Origin of the sequence: Pigmentiphaga sp. NML080357 (assembly GCF_002188465.1) — a bacterium.
In the GTDB taxonomy this organism is placed as follows: Bacteria; Pseudomonadota; Gammaproteobacteria; order Burkholderiales; family Burkholderiaceae_B; genus Pigmentiphaga.
In genome coordinates this window covers 319,071-335,669 of sequence record NZ_NINW01000049.1, presented here as the reverse complement: position 1 = coordinate 335,669, position 16,599 = coordinate 319,071, and the positions used below count along the sequence as shown (strand labels likewise).

Sequence of the window (16,599 nt, the reverse complement as noted above, 5' to 3'; positions counted from 1 at the left end):
TGATGAATCGAAATGGCTGTCCGGCGGGCGGCCCGGGGCCGCCACCGGGGTTAGAACGCCTTGCTGACGCTGAACACCGCGCCGAAGCGGCCGGCGTTCTTGCCCTTGTTGGTGATCACCCAGTCCTTCTTGCTGGTGGTCACCAGCGAGAGCCCCAGGATCCAGCCGTTCAGGTCCTTGGTCACGCCGGCCTTGTAGTCGACGTAGTGATCCAGGCCCGCCGGGTCGTTCTTGAGCTTCTGGTAGCCGACGTGCGCATTGGCGCCCCAGCCGTCGCCCAGGTCGAAGGCCGCGCCCAGGTCCAGGTAGTAGTTGTTCTTGCTGTCCGGCGTGCCGAAGAAATCGGTCATGCCATGCGAATACTTCAGCGTGAAGGGACCCCAGCCCACGGCGCCATACAGCTCGAAGTTGTCGATCGTGTCGCCGTTGAGCTTGGAACCGGGGTAGTAGTAATAGAGGCCGCCCACGTCGAAGGCGAAATCGCCATACTTGAACTTGTAGCCGCCGTAGAAATCCATCTCCAGGTTGCCGCCGCTGTACAGCTCGCTGGCGACGTTGGAGTTCCAGTTGCCCAGGTAGAAACCCGATTTGTGGGCAAAGTCGAAACCGCCCTGGAAGGCCGGCTTCAGGTTGGTCTGGCTGAATCCGCGGAACCGGTAGTCGCTGAACAGGCCGGCGTTGCCGGTGAAGGTGTAGTCGGGTTCCGGCTCCGCGGCGAAAGCGGTCGAGGTCGCGCACAAGGCCAAAGCGGTCGCAAGCAAAGTCTTTTTCATGGTTCGTTCCGAAGCGGGTTTATCAGCCAAGCGGTCCAGTGCGTGGGTGGCGCGACTGGCGTGAACGCGGTGCCAGGAGCCATGGACGGCGGCTCCGACTGTTACCGAGCATTTCCCGTGCCAGGTTGTGTTCCCCTCGGAGCGCACCATTCCCGCCCTGCGCACGAACCAACTTGGTGCATCGATGGTCAGGCAAGCGCAATCGACGCACCATCGGGCGGCGCGCGCGCTTTTTCCTCCACCGGACTACACTGGAGGCCGGCAGCCCGCTTTTGAGGAAAACCATCATGATCAACCGCACCGACTGGTTCGAAGACCTGCAGAAAAACATCTCCGACCTGATCGCCCGCAGCCCGGCGGCCGACATCGAACGCAACGTCAAGGGGTTCCTCGGGCAGACGTTCACCCGCCTCGATCTGATCACCCGCGAAGAGTTCGATATCCAGACCGAGTTGCTGGCGCGGACCCGGGCTAAAGTGGATGCGTTGGAAGCACAAGTGCAAGCGCTGGAAGCCAGGGTGATCGCCCTGGAAAATAAATCGTCGCAAACTTGACGTCAGTGCCCCGCTGCGGGGCATGGCGCGCAGGGCCCTCGGCCCGGCGCCATCATGGCAGCGCGTAAATAAAGATAGGGTAAAAAAACGCCCGCCAGGGCCGTCGACGCCGGCCCCATGCCGCCCACGACCGTTGCGGCCAGGGCCCGGATCGCCCGCCGGTCACGCGACCCATTTCATCTCCGTCCCCCAACCGATACCTCATGGGTATCGTCGCGGCAAACCCGCCATCTCCTCCCCCAAGCCCGCGCCACCTAAGATCCGATCCGGGCCCGGCAGGCCCATCCGCAGTCCACATGGAGCCGGAACGCACTGCCGCGCAGCGCGCCGCCGGCATGGATAACGACATCAGGTGGAGACAGGCAATGACCCTTCGCAACCAAGCCATCCTCGGCGTCCTCGCGGCGCTCGCACCCCTGCTCGCCGCGTGCGGCGGCGGAGGCGACAACGCCATCGACGTCGCCGGCGGCACCGTCCTGCAGAACGCAATCGTCGTGAACACGCGGGACGGTTCGCTCTCGGCCGGCATGAACCTCCACGTCGAGGGCGGCAAGATCCGGCGCATCACCGCCCAGCCCCTGCGCGCCACGGGCGCCGCCCAGGCCTTCGATGTCTCCGGCAAATACGTCGTGCCCGGCTATCTCGACATGCATGCCCATGCCGTCCACCGCGCCGACGGCAACCCGCCCTATTGGCCGCTGATGATCGCCAGCGGCATCACCGGATTCCGCGAGGAGTCCGATTCCCCCGCCAACATCGAGCGCGGCAACGCCTTGAACCGGGACAGCGCCGCGGGCCGGGTACTCGCGCCCGAGGTCATATTCCATGGCGGCGAGGCGCACCTGAACCCGGCCATCAGCGCGCGGGACGCGAGCGATGCCGGCGCGCCCTCCTTCGATCACCTCGGCGCCGGATGGGGCCTCATCATGGATTGCTCCAGCGAAGAGCAGACCCTGCGCGCCGCGGCGCTGGCCGGGTCGCTCAAGCCGCCTTTCCCGCCCACATTCGTCACCAATCCCAGGGCCTACGACGGCGCCCAGAACGCGCCGTTCTACCAGCGCATCCTGGACACTTACGATGAAAGCAAATGCGCGGCGCTGAGCAAGGTATTCGTCAAGAACAATACCTGGCAGACACTGACCCTCATCCGGCTGCGTACGCAGGTCTACGGCAACGATCCGCAATACAGGAACGACCCCAACCTGGCCTACGTCGACAAGTCCACGCGCGCGATATGGCAAGAGGTCGGCGACCAATTCGCCAAGCTGCCCGCGAGCGCGGTCGCCACCCTCCAGCAGTTCTACGAGCTGCAGAAGCGGGTCTCCCGGCTGATGAAGCAGAACGGCGTCAAGATGATGACGGGCTCGGACTTCAGCGGCGACATGAGCGTCTGGCTCGTCCCCGGCATCAGCCTGCACCAGGAATTCCGCGAACTGGCCGCCGCGGGTTTCTCGCCGCTCGAGATCCTGCAGATGGCGACCCTGGATCCGGCGGAATTCATGGGGCGCCAGGCCACGCTGGGCACGGTGGAAGAAGGCAAGAACGCCGACCTGGTCGTGCTCGACGCGAATCCCGTCGCCGACGTGGCGAACCTGGGCAGGATCTCGGCCGTCGTCCTCAAAGGCAGGTACCTGTCCGCCGCGGCGCTGGAGAAGATGAAGGCCGATACCGCCGCGGCGATCGCCAGGCAATAGCGGCCGGCGCCGTGGCCGTACCGGCGCCTCCTTCGCTCGCCGCCACGGGCGGGTACGGCGTTTGCTGGCGTACGCCCTCGTCCGCGACTCCGACTGCCGAGGAGAACACCATGCAAAGCTATGCGCGCTTCCTGGGCCACCCCGTCCACCAGATGCTGATCGTGTTTCCCCTGGGCCTGCTCGCCACGGCCGTCCTGTTCGACCTCATCGCGCTGGCCGCCGACATCGGCGCGCTGTCCATGGCGGCTTACTGGATGATGGCGGCCGGCATCATCGGCGCATTGGCGGCGGCGCCTTTCGGGTTTGCCGACTGGCTGCACATCCCCGCCGGCACGCGGGCCAAGCGCGTCGGCGCCCTGCATGGCGGCGGCAACCTGGTCGTGACCCTGCTCTTTCTGGTCGCATGGCTGGCGAGAAGTGCCGATGGCGGGCTGCCCGCCTTGTCGCTTATCCTCTCGCTGCTCGCCCTGGCCATTGCGCTGGTGACGGCCTGGCTGGGCGGCGAACTGGTATCGCGGCTGGGCGTCGGCGTCCATGAGGATGCGGGGCTCGACGCGCCGAGCTCGCTGCATGCCGATCGCCGTCCGTAGCGGGCCTCGCGCCTAGTTTGCGGGCCGCCCCGCATCGATTTCGCATGCCTGGATTACCCGGGGGAAGCGGCACGCCCAGGCGCGCCGCCGCAGCCGACAAACTGCCGGCCTGGACGGCGGCGACGAACATGCGCGCTGCGTTCAGGTCCAACGGAGTCCTCTCATATTTGGAATGCTTCCTGCCAATTATCGACGTGCTCTACAACATTTGGAAAGGCGACAATCATGCCTTCGGCCCCTCGCGGAGCGATGCAAGCAACGATGGGGTCCTGTAGAACGAGGCAGATATGGCGACACGCATGATCGGAACAACGGCAATGGACGCCGCCATGACCGGCCCGGAATTCGCGGGACGCGAACAGCTTCGCGCGCACTCCCGGGAATTCCGCCAGGAAGTGATCGAGGTGGCCAGCGGCGTATACGTGGCGGTTGGCTATTCGGCCAGCAACGTCGCGCTGATACGAGGCGAGGGCGGGTCCATCATCGTCGACACCTGCGCCAACCCCGTCGATGCGCGCGCCATCGTGGCCGCCTTCGGCGACCGGCTGGTGCGCCCGGTACGCGCCATCATCTACACCCACAACCATCCTGACCATTCCGGCGGCGCATCCGTCTTCGCCGGCAACGATCATCCGGAGATCCACGGCCACCGGCTCATCGTCGAAGGGCGCCCCGACATCGTGCGCGGCATGCGCGACGGCGGGGACGCGTTCGGCATGGCCCTGCCCGGCAGCTTCTCCATACGCCCGGGGAAACCGAGGAAAACGTGGCCGTCTGGCTGCCGGACCAGCGCGTCCTGATGGCCGGGGACGATTTCTACCAGGCGTTCCCCAACCTCGCGCCCATCCGCGGCACCCGGCTGCGTTCGCCGGAGAACTGGATGGCCAGCCTGGAAAAAATGATCGACCTCGACGCGGAGCACCTCGTTCCCGGCCACATGCGGCCCATCGCCGGGGCAAAGCACGTGCGCGCCGCGCTGACGGCCTATCGCGACGGCATCCGCACCGTCTACGAGCAGACCATCGAAGGCATCCGGCAAGGCTTGCGGCCCGACGAGCTGGTGCAGCGGATCAAGCTGCCGCCCCACCTGGCCGCCAGCCCTTACCTGCAGGAATACTATGGCGGCGTCGCCTGGACGGTGCGCGGCATCTATGCCGACTACGTGGGCTGGTTCGACGGGAACGCCACCAACATGTTTCCGCTTCCGGAAAAAGAGCGCGCCGCCAGGATCATCGACATGAGCGGCGGCGCCCGGGAAGTGCTCGCCCGCGCGGGCAAGGCCTTGTCGGGCGGCGATTTCCAATGGGCGGCGGAGCTGGCCGACTACCTGCTGGCCGTGGACGACAAGAACGCCGAGGCGAAGCAGATCAAGGCCAGTGCGCTAACCGAGCTCGGCGAACGGCAAGTCAACGCCACGGCGCGCAATTACTACCTCACCACGGCGCAATACCTGCTGCGGGACATGCCGGCGGATAGCGCGCGGTAAGATCCCGGCGCGCGCATCAGGGTTTCATGGCCGCCAATCTTGCCGCGGACCACTTCATGCCCAGCGCGATGGCCTCGAACACGTCCCCAGGGAATCCCGCAGGCAATCGCCCCGCTACTTCATCGAGCACGCTTTCGGCCCGCGCCAGGATCTCCTCGACGAGATCCTGCATGCCGGGCCCGTAGCCGCAGGCGCGCGCGGTGCTGTCGAAATGCCGCCGCTGTATCTCATCCAGCTTGTAGTGCTTGCTCTTGCCCCGCAAGGCCATGGCGAGCTTGAGCTTCTTGTAGTCCAGCCGGCCGGCGCCCTTGCCGATGACGGGCCAGGCCGACAGGACGTCGTACAGGGGCGTCAGTTGATACCGCCCTTGGGGCAGCAGGTGGATGGAGAAATTCTTGGCATGCCCGTCGGTGGCCGCCAGCAGCCAGAACAGCAATTGCGCTTGCAGCAGCGTGCGCAAGTCCGCGTCGCGATGCTCGGAATTCGCCAGGATGTCGGCGATTTCCTTCAGGCCGGGACCGCCGTCCGCCTCGTATTTGGCATCGGGCCGGATGCCGCAGGCCTGGCAGAAGTCTTCCTGGGGCAGGCGCAGCCAATAGCCGCCTTCGGCAAGGCGGCGGTCGAAACGCTCGACGATCAACACTTTCTGCCCGCCGAACCGGGCGATCCGGCACGGCGCCACGGGCAAGCCGAATGCGCGCAGCAACTCCGTGCACAGCCACTCGTTCTCCACCGAGGTGCGCATGTCTGCCTGGCGGTTTCCCACCACGCCGAGCGGCAACTTGAAGATGTGCGTGGTGGGCGTGGCGCCGAGCGGGCGGCACCATCGGCGGTCGTGCCAGAGCAAGGCCGTCTTTTCCTGCGCACCGGCGATCGATATCCGGAAGTCCTCGTCATCGGCGGCGCGGCCCAGCGCCCCGGGCGCCGCAACGGTTCCCAGCAAGATGCGCTCGACGTCGTCCTCGCCCAGCAGTTCGGCCTCGATACGACGCACGTCGGCAGGCGACTCTCCTTCCGGCAGCAGTTGCACCGCGCCCACGCAATCCCTGCCGATGGCGGCCAGCAAATCGAAGGCCCCGGTGCCGGGCGTGCGAAAGCGCGCTTGCAGGCGCTGGCGGATGCGGTCGCTGTCCGGCAACAGGTTATCGAAGAAATTGCGGACCGCCCCGCCTTTCACCGGCCGCCGATCCAGCGGTATGGGCAGGGACAGCGAAAGCGGGCGGCCCGACGGCGACGCCGCCCATCCGGCGTCGTACAGCAATTCATCCGTGCCTTGCGGCAGGACCCGCCATTGGCCGACGAACACGCCATTGGCCCAGACGTCCAGGGCCCGGCTATGGGCGCGGCGGCCCATGGCTACCACTCGCTCCGGGGAGCGGGGAGCTTGGCCTTTTCCTGCAACACCAGGTCCAGGCCCAGCAAGCCGGTCAAGGCCAGCAAGCGGTCGAGCGTCAAATGGGCCGGTTCGGTTTCCAGTTCGGACAGGCGGTTCTGGCTGATGCCCAATCGGGAAGCGACCGCCGCCTGGGACAATCCCAGGGCTTTGCGCCTTGCGGTCAACAGGGCGCCGACTTGGGAAGGCGTGGAGACTCTGGGCATGATTGTCATCGATGAGGACGATGAAACCACTTTATCGCTATTATCGATAAAACACAAATATCGGTGATAGCGATAAAATCAGAATATCGAAAATGCCGATAAAAAAAGCCCGGGATGGAACCCCATCCCGGGCCTGTCAATGCGCCCTTCGGCGCCACGTGCACTACTGATAAAAACGGATTACTTCTTCAGGTCGAGCGCCACGTCGACGATCATGTCTTCCTGGCCGCCCACCATCTTGCGGCGGCCCAGCTCGACCAGGATGTCGACGGTCTTCAGGTCGTACTTGGCGGCGGCGGCTTCCGCGTGGCGCAGGAAGCTGGAGTAGACGCCGGCGTAGCCCAGCGCCAGGGTCTCGCGGTCCACGCGCACCGGGCGGTCCTGCAGCGGACGCACGATGTCGTCGGCCGCGTCCATCAGCTTGTACAGGTCGCAGCCATGGTTCCAGCCCATGCGGTCGGCGGCGGCGATGAACACTTCCAGCGGCGCATTGCCCGCGCCCGCGCCCATGCCGGCCAGGCTGGCGTCGATGCGGTCGCAACCTTCTTCCACCGCGACGATGGAGTTGGCCACGCCCAGGCTCAGGTTGTGGTGGGCGTGGATGCCGGTCTGCGTCTCGGGCTTGAGCACGTCCTTGAACGCGCGGAAGCGGTCGCGCACGTCGTTCATGTTGAGCGCGCCGCCCGAATCCACCACGTACACGCACGAGGCGCCGTAGCTTTCCATCAGCTTGGCCTGCTCGGCCAGCTTCTGGGGCGTGTTCATATGGCTCATCATCAGGAAGCCCACGGCGTCCATGCCCAGGTTGCGGGCGAACTCGATGTGCTGCTTGGACACGTCGGCTTCGGTGCAGTGGGTGGCCACGCGCACCACGCGGGCGCCGGCGTCATAGGCGTTGCGCAGGTCGTGCACGGTGCCAACGCCGGGGATCAGCAGCGTCGCGACCTTGGCGTGCTTGACCGTATCGGCCACCGCCTCGATCCACTCGAGGTCGGTATGCGCGCCGAAGCCATAGTTGAAGCTCGAGCCCGACAGGCCGTCGCCGTGCGCCACTTCCAGGCTGTCGACCTTGGCCTCGTCCAGCGCCTTGGCGATGTCGCGGACGTTCTTGATGCTGTACTGGTGGCGGATGGCGTGGCTGCCGTCGCGCAGCGTGACGTCGGAAATGTAGAGTTTCTTGTTGCTCATAATGCGGTCCTCAGGCGGCTTCCACCAGGTGGGTCTGCGCGAAGCGCTCGGCGCACGCCAGGGCGGCCGAGGTCATGATGTCCAGGTTGCCGGCGTAGGCGGGCAGGTAGTGGGCGGCGCCCTCCACTTCCAGGAAGACGGAGGTCTTCAGGCCCGACAGCTTGCCCAGGCCCGGCACGTTCAGCGGCGCGCTGGCGGGGATCTCGTCGAACTGCACGCGCTGCTTCAGGCGGTAGCCCGGCACGTAGCTCTGCACCGTGGCGACCATCTCGGCGATGCTGTCCTCGATCGCCTTGGTGTCGGCCATTTCCGACAGCGTGAACACGGTGTCGCGCATGATCAGCGGCGGCTCGGCCGGGTTCAGGATGATGATCGCCTTGCCGCGCGCAGCGCCGCCGATCACCTCGATGGCCTTGGACGTGGTCTCGGTGAACTCGTCGATGTTGGCGCGGGTGCCGGGACCGGCCGACTTGCTGGCGATGGACGCGATGATCTCGCCGTAGTGCACCTTGGCCACGCGCGAGACGGCCTTGACCATCGGGATCGTGGCCTGGCCGCCGCAGGTGACCATGTTGATGTTGGGCGAGTCCAGGTGCTCGTCGATGTTGATCGCGGGGATCACATAGGGGCCGATGGCGGCGGGCGTCAGGTCGATCACCTGCACGCCCTTGGCCTGCAGCAATTCATTGTGGCGCTTGTGGGCGCCGGCCGAGGTCGCGTCGAAGGCGATGCGGATCTCGTCGAAATTGGGCATGGCCAGGAGCCCGTCGATACCGCCCGCGGTAATGGGCACGCCCAGCCGCTCGGCGCGCGCCAGGCCGTCGGATTTCGGATCGATCCCGACCATGGCGCCCATTTGCAGGTGCTTGCCATGCCGCATGATCTTGATCATCAGGTCGGTGCCGATATTGCCCGAGCCGATGATCGCCACTTTGGATTTGTTGTCGTCTTGCCGCCCCATGAGCCGCTCCTGAGTGTGGTGATGCTGATACGAATTCGACGGATAGTATCTTCCAGGAGGGCGGAAATAGCCTTGCTTTTTTTGGGCATTTCGCCCCCGAAAGCAGAAGATTCTCCTTTCTTGGCAATCCAGAAGGAAAGAAACCCCTTCGTCCGCGAACGAAGAGGCCTGTGCGCGCCGCACAGCCGGAAAAACCGCGGCAGCGAAGGCGGACAGGCGCGTTCCCGCGCGGGGCGCCCAGCCGGCTTTCTACTTATCGATGCGAACCGTGCCCGCCTCGAAAAGCCTCTTCCACCGGGCATCTTCACTGCGAAGGTAGCGCTCGAAACCGGCACTGTCCATGTCGTCGGGCTCCCCGCCCAAGAGTAGCAAGGCCTCGTCGGCCTCCCCGCGCTTGAGGATCTGGCGCACCGCGCCGGCGAGCCGCTCCACCACGGGCGCCGGCGTACCCTTGGGCGCCGCCAGGCCGAACCAGGAAGTCAGGTCGTACTCCGGCACGCCCGCTTCCATCATCGTCGGCACCGTGGGGGCCCCGGGCGAACGCGTGGCCGTGGTCACCGCCAGCGCGCGCACCTTGCCCGCCTGCACATTGGGCAGCGCACTGATCAGGCTGTCAAACATGAAGGCCAGGATGCCAGCCTGCAAGTCCACCTGCGCCTGCGCCGTGCCCTTGTACGGCACATGCGTCACCTTGACCTGCGCCAGCCCGCCGAACAACTCGCCGGCCAGGTGGCTTGCCGAGCCGATGCCGGCCGAACCGTAGTCCAGCTGCCCCGGCCGCGAGCGCGCATACGCCACCAGCTCGGACACCGACTTCGCCGGCAGCGAGGGATGCACGACCAGCACGTTGCCCACGCCGGTGATGCGCGTGATGGGCGCGAAATCGTCCACCAGGCTGTAGCGCGCCTCCGCGGGATTGATGATGGGGTTGAGCACGTCGGCGAACGCGCACAGCAGCAACGTATGGCCATCGGGAGGCGCGCCCTTCACCGCCCGGGTCGCCAACGCCCCGCCGGCGCCTGGCCGGTTCTCCACTACCACTTGCTGGCCCAGGCTTTCGCCCAGCAGCCGCGCGACGAGGCGCGCACAGGTATCCGCCGGGCCGCCCGCGGCAAAGCCCACGAGAATGCGGATCGGCTTGTCGGGAAACGCGGCGAGCGCGGGCAGGCCGAGCGCCGCCAGGGAAGCCAGGCCGAAAGCGCGGCGCGTGATCATGGCGAGGACTCCTGGGCCAGGAAGTGCGTATTGATACGGCGCACGACCATGCGGCGATAAATGCCGGCCCGCGCGTACGGGTCCGCATCGGCCCAGGCCTGCGCCTGCGCCAGCGAATCGAAGGCGGCCACCAGCAGGCTGCCGCAGTAGTCGCCTTGCGCGGCGTCAGAATCCCACAAGGGGCCCGACACGACTACGCGGCCCTGTGCGGCCAGTTCCGCGCGGCGGCGGATGTGCGCCTCGCGCAGGGGCGCGCGCAGCGCCTCGCTGTGGTCCACGTCCTCGGCGTACATGAGGTAAAGCGCGCGGCCGTTCATGAAAGTCCGGCCGGAAGGCGGGGGATGGTGGGCATGATCTGAACGAGTCCGGAAAACGGAACATCCGTGGTGAACGATTCACCGATGTTATTCGGACTCTTTCAGAATTGGGCGCCTTTGGTCCGGTATATGGACCAACGACGCATATGAAGCCGCACCGGCGAGCGGACGGCGGCTCAGCCCGGCCCCATGCCCAGGGCGGCACAGGCAGCCCGTGCGCAGGCCTCGTCCTGCTCCTCGCTCCCGCCCGACACGCCGATGCCGCCCACCAGCTCGCCTTCCGCCACCAGCGGGAATCCGCCGCCGAAGCCGGCGAACCGCGGCCTCGCCGGCAGCCCCTGGCGCACTGCCGGCGAATGGCCTTTCAACGCCTCGTCCCAGGCCCCCGTAGGCAACCGGAAACCGGCCGCCGTATAGGCCTTGTCGACGGCGATGTCGGCCGAGTGCAGGAACGCGCCCGGCATGCGCAGGAAACCCAGCAGCACGCCGCTTGCGTCCACCACCGCCACGTTGACGCGAATGCCTTGCCCCGAGGCTTCCCGCACCGCGGCGTCCAGCGCCGTGCGGACGGCATCGAGGGTCAGCGCGCGCGTGATGCGCGTCCAGTTTTCCATGCCGGTTCCGCTTCAGGTGAATACGCTCAGGAATTTCTCGTTGAGCTTGCGGTCGTGGTAGAAGATGCCCGTGCCGAGCTGGTCGTCCGTCCACTTGATCACCGGCTTGTCCGGATACCAGGTGTAGCCGCCCGCGAACACCTCGTTGCGGTTGCCGCTGGGGTCGAAGAAGTACACCGTCTCGCCGCGCGTGATGCCGTGCCGCGTCGGCCCGATGTCCAGCGACACGCGCCGCTTGGAGATGATGTCCGCCGCCTTCAGCACCTCGCCCCAGTTGTCCAGCAGAAAAGACACGTGGTGCAGCTTGTTCTTGACCGGCTGCTGGATGAAGGCCACGTCGTGCGCCTTGTTGGCGCAGCTCAGGAAAGCGCCGATCATCTGTTCCCCGGGCCCCGCCACCACGGCCTCGCTCAGCCCGAAGCCCAGCACCTCGGTGAACAGCTTGTAGGTGTTGGCCAGGTCGTCGCCGTACAGCAGGCAGTGGTCGAAGCGCCGCGCACCCATGCCGTGCATGTCGTCCGGCCAGGGGTCGGGGTTCAGCGAACCCGTCGCGCAGCCGGTGGCCTTGCGGTAGGCGTACAGCTCCATGATGTGCCCGGTCGACACGGTGAAGCGGAAGCGCTTGCCGGTCTCGGGATGCTCGCCGGCCGCGATCCAGTGCATGTCGGTGGCCAGCCCGCTGGCCTTCACGTCGGCCGACAATTTCTCCAGCGTCGCTTCCGAGTCCACCTTCCATCCCATGTAGTCCATGCCGGATTCGTCGGCCTCGCGCAGCACCACGCTGTGATGGTCCGACTCGTCCCAGCCTTTCAGGAACACGCGCGGGCTGCCGTCGGCGGCCGTATCGCGCATGATCTCGGTCAGGCCGATGGTGTCCACGTAATGCCGTACCGCCGGCTCGAGTTCGAGCACGCGTATGCAGACGTGCCCGGGCCGCAGCACTCCGGTAATTGCCATGTGAGTCTCCTTGGTGTGTGCACAGGGGTGGGTTCAGAACATGTGGCGCATGCCGAGCCGCACCAGGGTCTGGGTCTTGCCGTCCGAGGGGCCGTTCAGGCCGGCGATCCAGGCGGTGGCGCCGGGTGCGCCGCCGGCGCGCTGGTAGACCAGGGCCGCGTAGGCATCGGTGCGCTTGGACAGCGCGTAGCCCAGCGTGGCGCTGGCCTGGTGGGCGTGCACCTTGTCCAGCGTGGCGTTGGCCCACTGGTACTGGTAATCCAGCAGCAGCGTGGTGCTGGCCGCCACCGGCAGGGTCGTGCCGACCTGCGCCACCTGCACCGAGCCGCCGGTAAAGGTATTGCGCGTGTTGGTGTACAGCGCGTTCAGCACGGCGGCGCCGAGCTGGTAGCGGCCGCCCAGGCCCCAGGTGCGGATGCCGTCGCTGCCGTTGTTGATGGCCGCGTTGCGGGCGTCGGTGATGGCGGCCGTCAACGCGAACGGGCCGCGTGCGTAGGATGCGCCGGCGCTGTAGGTGCGGCCCTGCCCCATGCTGCCCGGCTGTTCGCCGAAGCCGTACAGCGCGCCGAAGGTCAGGCCGCCGTAGTTGGCGCTGGTGAACTTCACCGAGTTGTCGACCCGCTTGGCGCCGGCCACGCCGTCGAAGTCCATGGCCCCGCCCGGCATGCCGGGCACGCCCAGTCCGCCGAAGGGTCCCAGGCGCAGGTTGTACAGGCCGATCATCGGGAAGGACGGCCCGTAGCGGCCCGGCCCCAGCATGTCGAAGCTGAAGTCGTACTGCTTGCCCAGGGTCAGCGTGCCCCAGGACGTGGAACTCAGGCCCACGTAGGCCTGGCGGCCGAACAGCGGCCCCACGCTGGCGCCGTTGTCGGCCGCGAACTGGCCTTCCAGCGTGAACACCGCCTTCAGGTCGCTGCCCAGCGCCTCGCTGCCGCGCAGGCCGAACAGGTTGGGCGACAACAGCCCTGTGTCCATGGACCAGGTGCCATGGCCGCCCTGGTTGGACAGGTAGTTCACGCCGGCATCGATGATGCCGTACAGCGTGGTCGTGGTCTGCGCCATCGCCGGGGTGGCGCTGGCCAGTGCCAGCGGAAGCAGGAGTCTCGCGGTTTTCATCGTTATGGTCACTCGTCGGAGGTTGAAATGGGACGCCCCTCCTCCAGGGCGTCCCGGGAAACGTGCCGGGTCACGCAGCGGCGCATCCGGTCCAGCGCCTGGAGCTCGACGTCGCCGCGCGGCATGACGCGGCAGGCCAGCACCACGCCCGCCGCCTCTTCCTCGGCGCTGACGCAGCCGCGGCTCATCTTCAAGGCCAGGTAGGCGCCGCGCACGACGCGGCTCTTGCAGACGCCGCAGCCGCCGCCGCGGCAGCCCACCGGAATGCCCTTGCGGCCCAGGGCCTCCATGCCGGCCAGCAGGGTCTGCGACGGCGCGCAGCGGTAGCGCTCGCCGGTATCCAGGATGTGGACCTCGTGGGTGTCGGCGTCCATGGGTGTCAGATCGCCTTGAACAGCGGGCTGCGGCGGCCTTCCTGCGCCTGTGCCGCGGTCAGGAATTTCTCGACGTGGATGTCGCGCTCGAACAGCCGCCCCTGCATCAGCGTCGCGATGCAGGCCTCGATCATGGGCGGCGGGCCGCACAGGTAGGCCTTGTGGCCGCGGAAATCCGCGCGCCCGTCCTGGCCCGCGTACAGCCGCGCCAGCACCTCGTGCACGAAGCCCGTCTCGCACCGCCCTTCCCCGTCGTGCGCCTCGGACAGCGCCGGCACGTAGCGGAAATTGGGATGCCGCACGGCCAGTTCCTGGAACCAGTCCGAGCAATACAGCTCGCCCGCATGGCGCGCGCCGTGCACCAGCGTGATGGGCTGCTGGCAACCCTCGGCCAGCAGCTCGGCGATCATGGACTTGGGACTGGACAGCCCCGAGCCGCCGGCCAGGAAGATCATCGGCACCTGCGCCGACTTGCGCACGTAGAAACGCCCGAACGGCGCCGACAGCGGCAGGCACTCGCCCTCGCGCAGGTGCTCGTGGATGTAGCCCGTGGCCGCGCCGCCCTCGACCTTGCGCACGTGCAGCTCCACCACGTTATCGCCCGGCGCGTTGGCCAGCGAAAACGCGCGCCGGCCCTCCACGCCGGGCACCGCAAGGTTGGCGTACTGCCCGGCCTGGAAGCGCACCGGCCGGTCGGTGCGCAGCCACACGCCCTTGATGGTGGGCGTCAGGTCGCGCAGCGCCACCACCTCGCCCACGTAGTCCTCCAGCGGCAGGTACTGCGCGTCGGGTTCTTCGTCGATATCGGCCTCGATCATCAGGTCGGCCTCGGGCATGGCGCAGCAGGCCAGGCAATGCCCTTCGTCCCGCTCGAAATCCATCAGCGCGAAACTGCTGGCCGCGCCGTGGTCCACCTCCCCCTCCTGCACGTGCACCTTGCAAGTGCCGCACAGGCCATGGCCGCAGGCATGCGGCAGCCAGATGCCGCTGCGCAGGCAAGCGTCCAGCACGGTCTGCCCGGGCTCGATGTCGATGGTCTGGCCCAGCGGTTCGATGGTGAGTTGGTAACTCATGTGCTGCTCCTACGATGCTACGAATGGCTGCCGCCTATGCCTTCCAGCCCCGGCGTGCGCAGGCGTATGGCGGACTTGTGCACCAGGCCGTTGTCGGCCAGGCTCTTGGCAGGGTCCGGCCGCCACGGCTGGCCGCCGTGCTCCCACTGCGCCGCCGACCAGTCGATGCGGGCGAAATCGGGATGGGCACCGTAGATGCCGGGCAGCACGTCGTCCACCAGCGCGGAGAAAGGCATGTCCGGCGGCACCGGCAGGCACACCGGCGAGCAGAACATCATGTGGCCGTCCCAGTTGATGTACAGCAGCCGGTTGCCGCCGAACTTGTCCTCGGTATCCTGGACGGGGCCGGCGTAGCCGGGCTCGAGCGCGATGACAGGCATGTTCGTCTCCAAGGTTGGCCCACCCCGTACGCGCGTCGCGCGCCCCCTCGAGGGGGCGGCACTGGCGGACCGGCAGAGCCGGATCCGCGGTGCCCTGGATGGGATACATATGAGTTGATGCAGCGGCTGGGTCGTTACGCGACTCGCTGTTCGGGTGCCTCGCCACCGGTCCAGCGGTCCCAGTTGCGCCGGTCGGCCGAGGTGTCGAAGTCGCCGTTGTCCTCGCCCGCCTTCAGGTGGTACCACTCCAGCACCTCGGGCACCGTGGCGCCGCCGCAGTTGCCCTGGAAGATCTGGTGCACCGGCAGCCAGGCTTGCACGTACTTCTCGGGCTCGCCCTCGAACACGTCCTTGCAGCCGTCCGAGCAGAAGTGGTACTTCATGCCGTGATAGGTGGTCTCGCGCATGCAGATGCGCGTCGGATCGTCCGGCTCGGTAAAGGCCATGGGAATCTGGCAGATCTGGCACAGCATGGGCAGCGCGTTGTTGTAGAAGCGCTTGCCTTCCTGCGCCTGCCGGTCCCAGTACTCCAGGCGCGGGCGATAGAGGCGATCGAAGCTGGCCGGGTACTTCTCCGACAGCCAGGCCATCTCGTCCGGCCGCGGGATCCACGTGTGGATGGCCGCCGCATGCGTGTAGTTGTAGAAAATGCCCCAGGCCTGGTGCGAGATGTGATCCTTCTCCTTGCGCGCCTGCTCGTGATACTTGGGCATGCGGATGCCGTAGCGGGCCAGATCCTGGAACAGCGCGCCGCCGTTCTTCTCGAAATAGATCTCCCAGGCCTCCGACCATGACATCACGCGCTTGGGCAGCATGTAGTCCATCATCATCGCCACCAGCGTCAAGAGCCGGTAGCCGCGCCAGAACCACTTGTCTATCCACTTCTGCACGATGGGCAGGTTGTCCGGATCCTGTTCCAGCAGGAACTTCACGATCTCCAGCCCCAGCGTCATGTGGCGCGACTCGTCGCTTTGCGCCGAGAAGCCGAACGTGACCGTGGCCATGTCGCCGTTGAACGCCGCGCCGCTCATGAACGGCATGAACAAGAGATTCGTCAGCACGTACTCGAACGAGAACGATATCGCCGTCACGAACTCGAACGGCCCCGCCGACATCGCGTCGTCGAAATACGACTTCGGCACCGACAGATACCAGACCCGGTCATGCATGTGCTTGAAGTCATGCAGGCCGTTGAAATACTTGTTGTAGTGGCTGATCGTGTGGATCTGCGTCTGCGAATGCCGCAGCTCGTCGATCGACTGCATCTGGCACGCGATGCGCGCCCCCACCCCGCGGAAATTGCGCCCCGCCATCGCATAGCCCCGGTGCGCCGCGTACTCCAGCGGACTCACCCCTTGCAGGAACAGCTTGATGGCGTTGATGTAGCGCGCATCGGTCACGTTGAACTGGCCGTTGTTCTGCGCGAAGGCATCGATAATGGCGTAGAGCTTGCGCTCCTTTTCGCCCTGGAACTTCCAGTACGCGTCCATCGTCAGGCGGAAGGGGTCCTCCCACTTGTCCCAGTCGTGCACCTTGATGCCCTCGAACTTGTCGTAGGGGAACACCTTGTCCATCGGCTGGTAGCTGGTTTCCCAGCCCAGGTCGCGGGTCAGCAGCGCGTAGCGCTCCTTCAGGCCCAGCTTGCGCGCGGGCGTCGTCGTGGTCATGTGCGTCTCCGTTTCTTGCTTGATGGGGAATGGCGTTCGGG

19 protein-coding genes are annotated in these 16,599 nt (G+C 66.6%); 5 read left to right on the top strand and 14 right to left on the bottom strand.

What is annotated here, in order from left to right; genetic code table 11:
• Nucleotides 1-50 precede the first annotated feature (50 nt).
• A complete protein-coding gene (locus CDO44_RS24085; protein WP_087782773.1) occupies nt 51-773 on the bottom strand; it encodes a TorF family putative porin in 723 nt (240 codons plus the stop codon).
• A gap of 287 nt (nt 774-1,060) precedes the next feature.
• Between CDO44_RS24085 and CDO44_RS24080 the strand changes: the two genes are divergently transcribed.
• From CDO44_RS24080 to CDO44_RS27895, 5 genes are all read left to right on the top strand, one after another.
• Nucleotides 1,061-1,327, top strand: a complete 267-nt coding sequence (locus CDO44_RS24080; protein WP_087782772.1) for an accessory factor UbiK family protein — start codon at nt 1,061-1,063, stop codon at nt 1,325-1,327.
• 365 nt (nt 1,328-1,692) lie between these two features.
• Nucleotides 1,693-3,021 carry an amidohydrolase family protein gene (locus CDO44_RS24075; RefSeq protein WP_087782771.1) on the top strand — a complete coding sequence of 443 codons (1,329 nt, stop codon included), beginning with the start codon at nt 1,693-1,695 and terminating at the stop codon, nt 3,019-3,021.
• Nucleotides 3,022-3,131: 110 nt separating this feature from the next.
• A complete protein-coding gene (locus tag CDO44_RS24070; protein ID WP_087782770.1) occupies nt 3,132-3,611 on the top strand; it encodes a DUF2231 domain-containing protein in 480 nt (159 codons plus the stop codon).
• 299 nt (nt 3,612-3,910) lie between these two features.
• Entirely contained in the window at nt 3,911-4,411 is a 501-nt protein-coding gene (locus CDO44_RS27900) for an MBL fold metallo-hydrolase (RefSeq protein ID WP_198951435.1), read from the top strand.
• A complete protein-coding gene (locus CDO44_RS27895; protein WP_198951434.1) occupies nt 4,378-5,097 on the top strand; it encodes an alkyl sulfatase dimerization domain-containing protein in 720 nt (239 codons plus the stop codon). Before CDO44_RS27900 ends, CDO44_RS27895 begins: the two co-directional genes overlap by 34 nt.
• A 16-nt stretch (nt 5,098-5,113) precedes the next feature.
• Here the strand turns inward: CDO44_RS27895 and CDO44_RS24060 are convergent, their stop codons facing one another.
• The 13 genes from CDO44_RS24060 to CDO44_RS24000 all read right to left on the bottom strand — a co-directional run bounded on the left by CDO44_RS24060 (nt 5,114) and on the right by CDO44_RS24000 (nt 16,558).
• Nucleotides 5,114-6,451 (bottom strand): type II toxin-antitoxin system HipA family toxin, encoded by a 1,338-nt coding sequence (locus tag CDO44_RS24060; protein WP_087782769.1) that lies wholly within the window; start codon nt 6,449-6,451, stop codon nt 5,114-5,116.
• Between the two features lie 2 nt (nt 6,452-6,453).
• A complete protein-coding gene (locus CDO44_RS24055) occupies nt 6,454-6,696 on the bottom strand; it encodes a helix-turn-helix domain-containing protein (protein ID WP_087782768.1) in 243 nt (80 codons plus the stop codon).
• A 180-nt stretch (nt 6,697-6,876) separates the two neighbouring features.
• Nucleotides 6,877-7,884, bottom strand: coding sequence for a 4-hydroxy-2-oxovalerate aldolase (dmpG, locus tag CDO44_RS24050; RefSeq protein WP_087782767.1), 1,008 nt, complete (start codon nt 7,882-7,884; stop codon nt 6,877-6,879).
• 10 nt (nt 7,885-7,894) lie between these two features.
• A complete protein-coding gene (locus CDO44_RS24045; protein WP_087782766.1) occupies nt 7,895-8,845 on the bottom strand; it encodes an acetaldehyde dehydrogenase (acetylating) in 951 nt (316 codons plus the stop codon).
• Nucleotides 8,846-9,094: 249 nt separating this feature from the next.
• Complete coding sequence (locus tag CDO44_RS24040) at nt 9,095-10,060, bottom strand: tripartite tricarboxylate transporter substrate binding protein (protein ID WP_087782765.1); 966 nt, start codon at nt 10,058-10,060, stop codon at nt 9,095-9,097.
• On the bottom strand, nt 10,057-10,377 hold the full coding sequence (locus CDO44_RS24035; protein ID WP_087782764.1) for a YciI family protein: 321 nt from the start codon (nt 10,375-10,377) through the stop codon (nt 10,057-10,059). The genes CDO44_RS24040 and CDO44_RS24035 overlap by 4 nt, the downstream gene beginning before the upstream one ends.
• Before the next feature lie 176 nt (nt 10,378-10,553).
• Nucleotides 10,554-10,991, bottom strand: a complete 438-nt coding sequence (locus tag CDO44_RS24030; protein ID WP_087782763.1) for a heme-binding protein — start codon at nt 10,989-10,991, stop codon at nt 10,554-10,556.
• Between the two features lie 12 nt (nt 10,992-11,003).
• Nucleotides 11,004-11,948, bottom strand: coding sequence for a catechol 2,3-dioxygenase (locus CDO44_RS24025; protein WP_087782762.1), 945 nt, complete (start codon nt 11,946-11,948; stop codon nt 11,004-11,006).
• A 33-nt stretch (nt 11,949-11,981) separates the two neighbouring features.
• Entirely contained in the window at nt 11,982-13,064 is a 1,083-nt protein-coding gene (locus CDO44_RS24020; RefSeq protein WP_087782761.1) for a porin, read from the bottom strand.
• Between the two features lie 8 nt (nt 13,065-13,072).
• A complete protein-coding gene (locus tag CDO44_RS24015) occupies nt 13,073-13,438 on the bottom strand; it encodes a 2Fe-2S iron-sulfur cluster-binding protein (RefSeq protein WP_087782760.1) in 366 nt (121 codons plus the stop codon).
• 5 nt (nt 13,439-13,443) lie between these two features.
• Complete coding sequence (locus CDO44_RS24010; RefSeq protein WP_087782759.1) at nt 13,444-14,511, bottom strand: NADH:ubiquinone reductase (Na(+)-transporting) subunit F; 1,068 nt, start codon at nt 14,509-14,511, stop codon at nt 13,444-13,446.
• A 17-nt stretch (nt 14,512-14,528) separates the two neighbouring features.
• Entirely contained in the window at nt 14,529-14,891 is a 363-nt protein-coding gene (locus CDO44_RS24005) for a phenol hydroxylase subunit P4 (protein ID WP_087782758.1), read from the bottom strand.
• Nucleotides 14,892-15,025: 134 nt separating this feature from the next.
• Nucleotides 15,026-16,558: an aromatic/alkene/methane monooxygenase hydroxylase/oxygenase subunit alpha gene (locus tag CDO44_RS24000; RefSeq protein ID WP_087782757.1), complete on the bottom strand. Its 1,533-nt coding sequence runs from the start codon at nt 16,556-16,558 to the stop codon at nt 15,026-15,028.
• Between the last annotated feature and the right edge of the window lie 41 nt (nt 16,559-16,599).

Excerpts from the sequence above, each read along its gene's own strand:
- CDO44_RS24040 (WP_087782765.1), bottom strand. The coding sequence starts at position 10,060 with ATGATCACGCGCCGCGCTTTCGGCCTGGCTTCCCTGGCGGCGCTCGGC.
- CDO44_RS24025 (WP_087782762.1), bottom strand. The coding sequence starts at position 11,948 with ATGGCAATTACCGGAGTGCTGCGGCCCGGGCACGTCTGCATACGCGTG.
- CDO44_RS24010 (WP_087782759.1), bottom strand. The coding sequence starts at position 14,511 with ATGAGTTACCAACTCACCATCGAACCGCTGGGCCAGACCATCGACATC.
- CDO44_RS24000 (WP_087782757.1), bottom strand. The coding sequence starts at position 16,558 with ATGACCACGACGACGCCCGCGCGCAAGCTGGGCCTGAAGGAGCGCTAC.
- CDO44_RS27900 (WP_198951435.1), top strand. The coding sequence starts at position 3,911 with ATGATCGGAACAACGGCAATGGACGCCGCCATGACCGGCCCGGAATTC.
- CDO44_RS24075 (WP_087782771.1), top strand. The coding sequence starts at position 1,693 with ATGACCCTTCGCAACCAAGCCATCCTCGGCGTCCTCGCGGCGCTCGCA.
- CDO44_RS24035 (WP_087782764.1), bottom strand. The coding sequence starts at position 10,377 with ATGAACGGCCGCGCGCTTTACCTCATGTACGCCGAGGACGTGGACCAC.
- CDO44_RS24070 (WP_087782770.1), top strand. The coding sequence starts at position 3,132 with ATGCAAAGCTATGCGCGCTTCCTGGGCCACCCCGTCCACCAGATGCTG.
- CDO44_RS24060 (WP_087782769.1), bottom strand. The coding sequence starts at position 6,451 with ATGGGCCGCCGCGCCCATAGCCGGGCCCTGGACGTCTGGGCCAATGGC.
- CDO44_RS24045 (WP_087782766.1), bottom strand. The coding sequence starts at position 8,845 with ATGGGGCGGCAAGACGACAACAAATCCAAAGTGGCGATCATCGGCTCG.
- CDO44_RS24085 (WP_087782773.1), bottom strand. The coding sequence starts at position 773 with ATGAAAAAGACTTTGCTTGCGACCGCTTTGGCCTTGTGCGCGACCTCG.
- CDO44_RS24005 (WP_087782758.1), bottom strand. The coding sequence starts at position 14,891 with ATGCCTGTCATCGCGCTCGAGCCCGGCTACGCCGGCCCCGTCCAGGAT.
- CDO44_RS24080 (WP_087782772.1), top strand. The coding sequence starts at position 1,061 with ATGATCAACCGCACCGACTGGTTCGAAGACCTGCAGAAAAACATCTCC.
- CDO44_RS24020 (WP_087782761.1), bottom strand. The coding sequence starts at position 13,064 with ATGAAAACCGCGAGACTCCTGCTTCCGCTGGCACTGGCCAGCGCCACC.
- CDO44_RS24055 (WP_087782768.1), bottom strand. The coding sequence starts at position 6,696 with ATGCCCAGAGTCTCCACGCCTTCCCAAGTCGGCGCCCTGTTGACCGCA.
- dmpG (WP_087782767.1), bottom strand. The coding sequence starts at position 7,884 with ATGAGCAACAAGAAACTCTACATTTCCGACGTCACGCTGCGCGACGGC.
- CDO44_RS24015 (WP_087782760.1), bottom strand. The coding sequence starts at position 13,438 with ATGGACGCCGACACCCACGAGGTCCACATCCTGGATACCGGCGAGCGC.
- CDO44_RS24030 (WP_087782763.1), bottom strand. The coding sequence starts at position 10,991 with ATGGAAAACTGGACGCGCATCACGCGCGCGCTGACCCTCGATGCCGTC.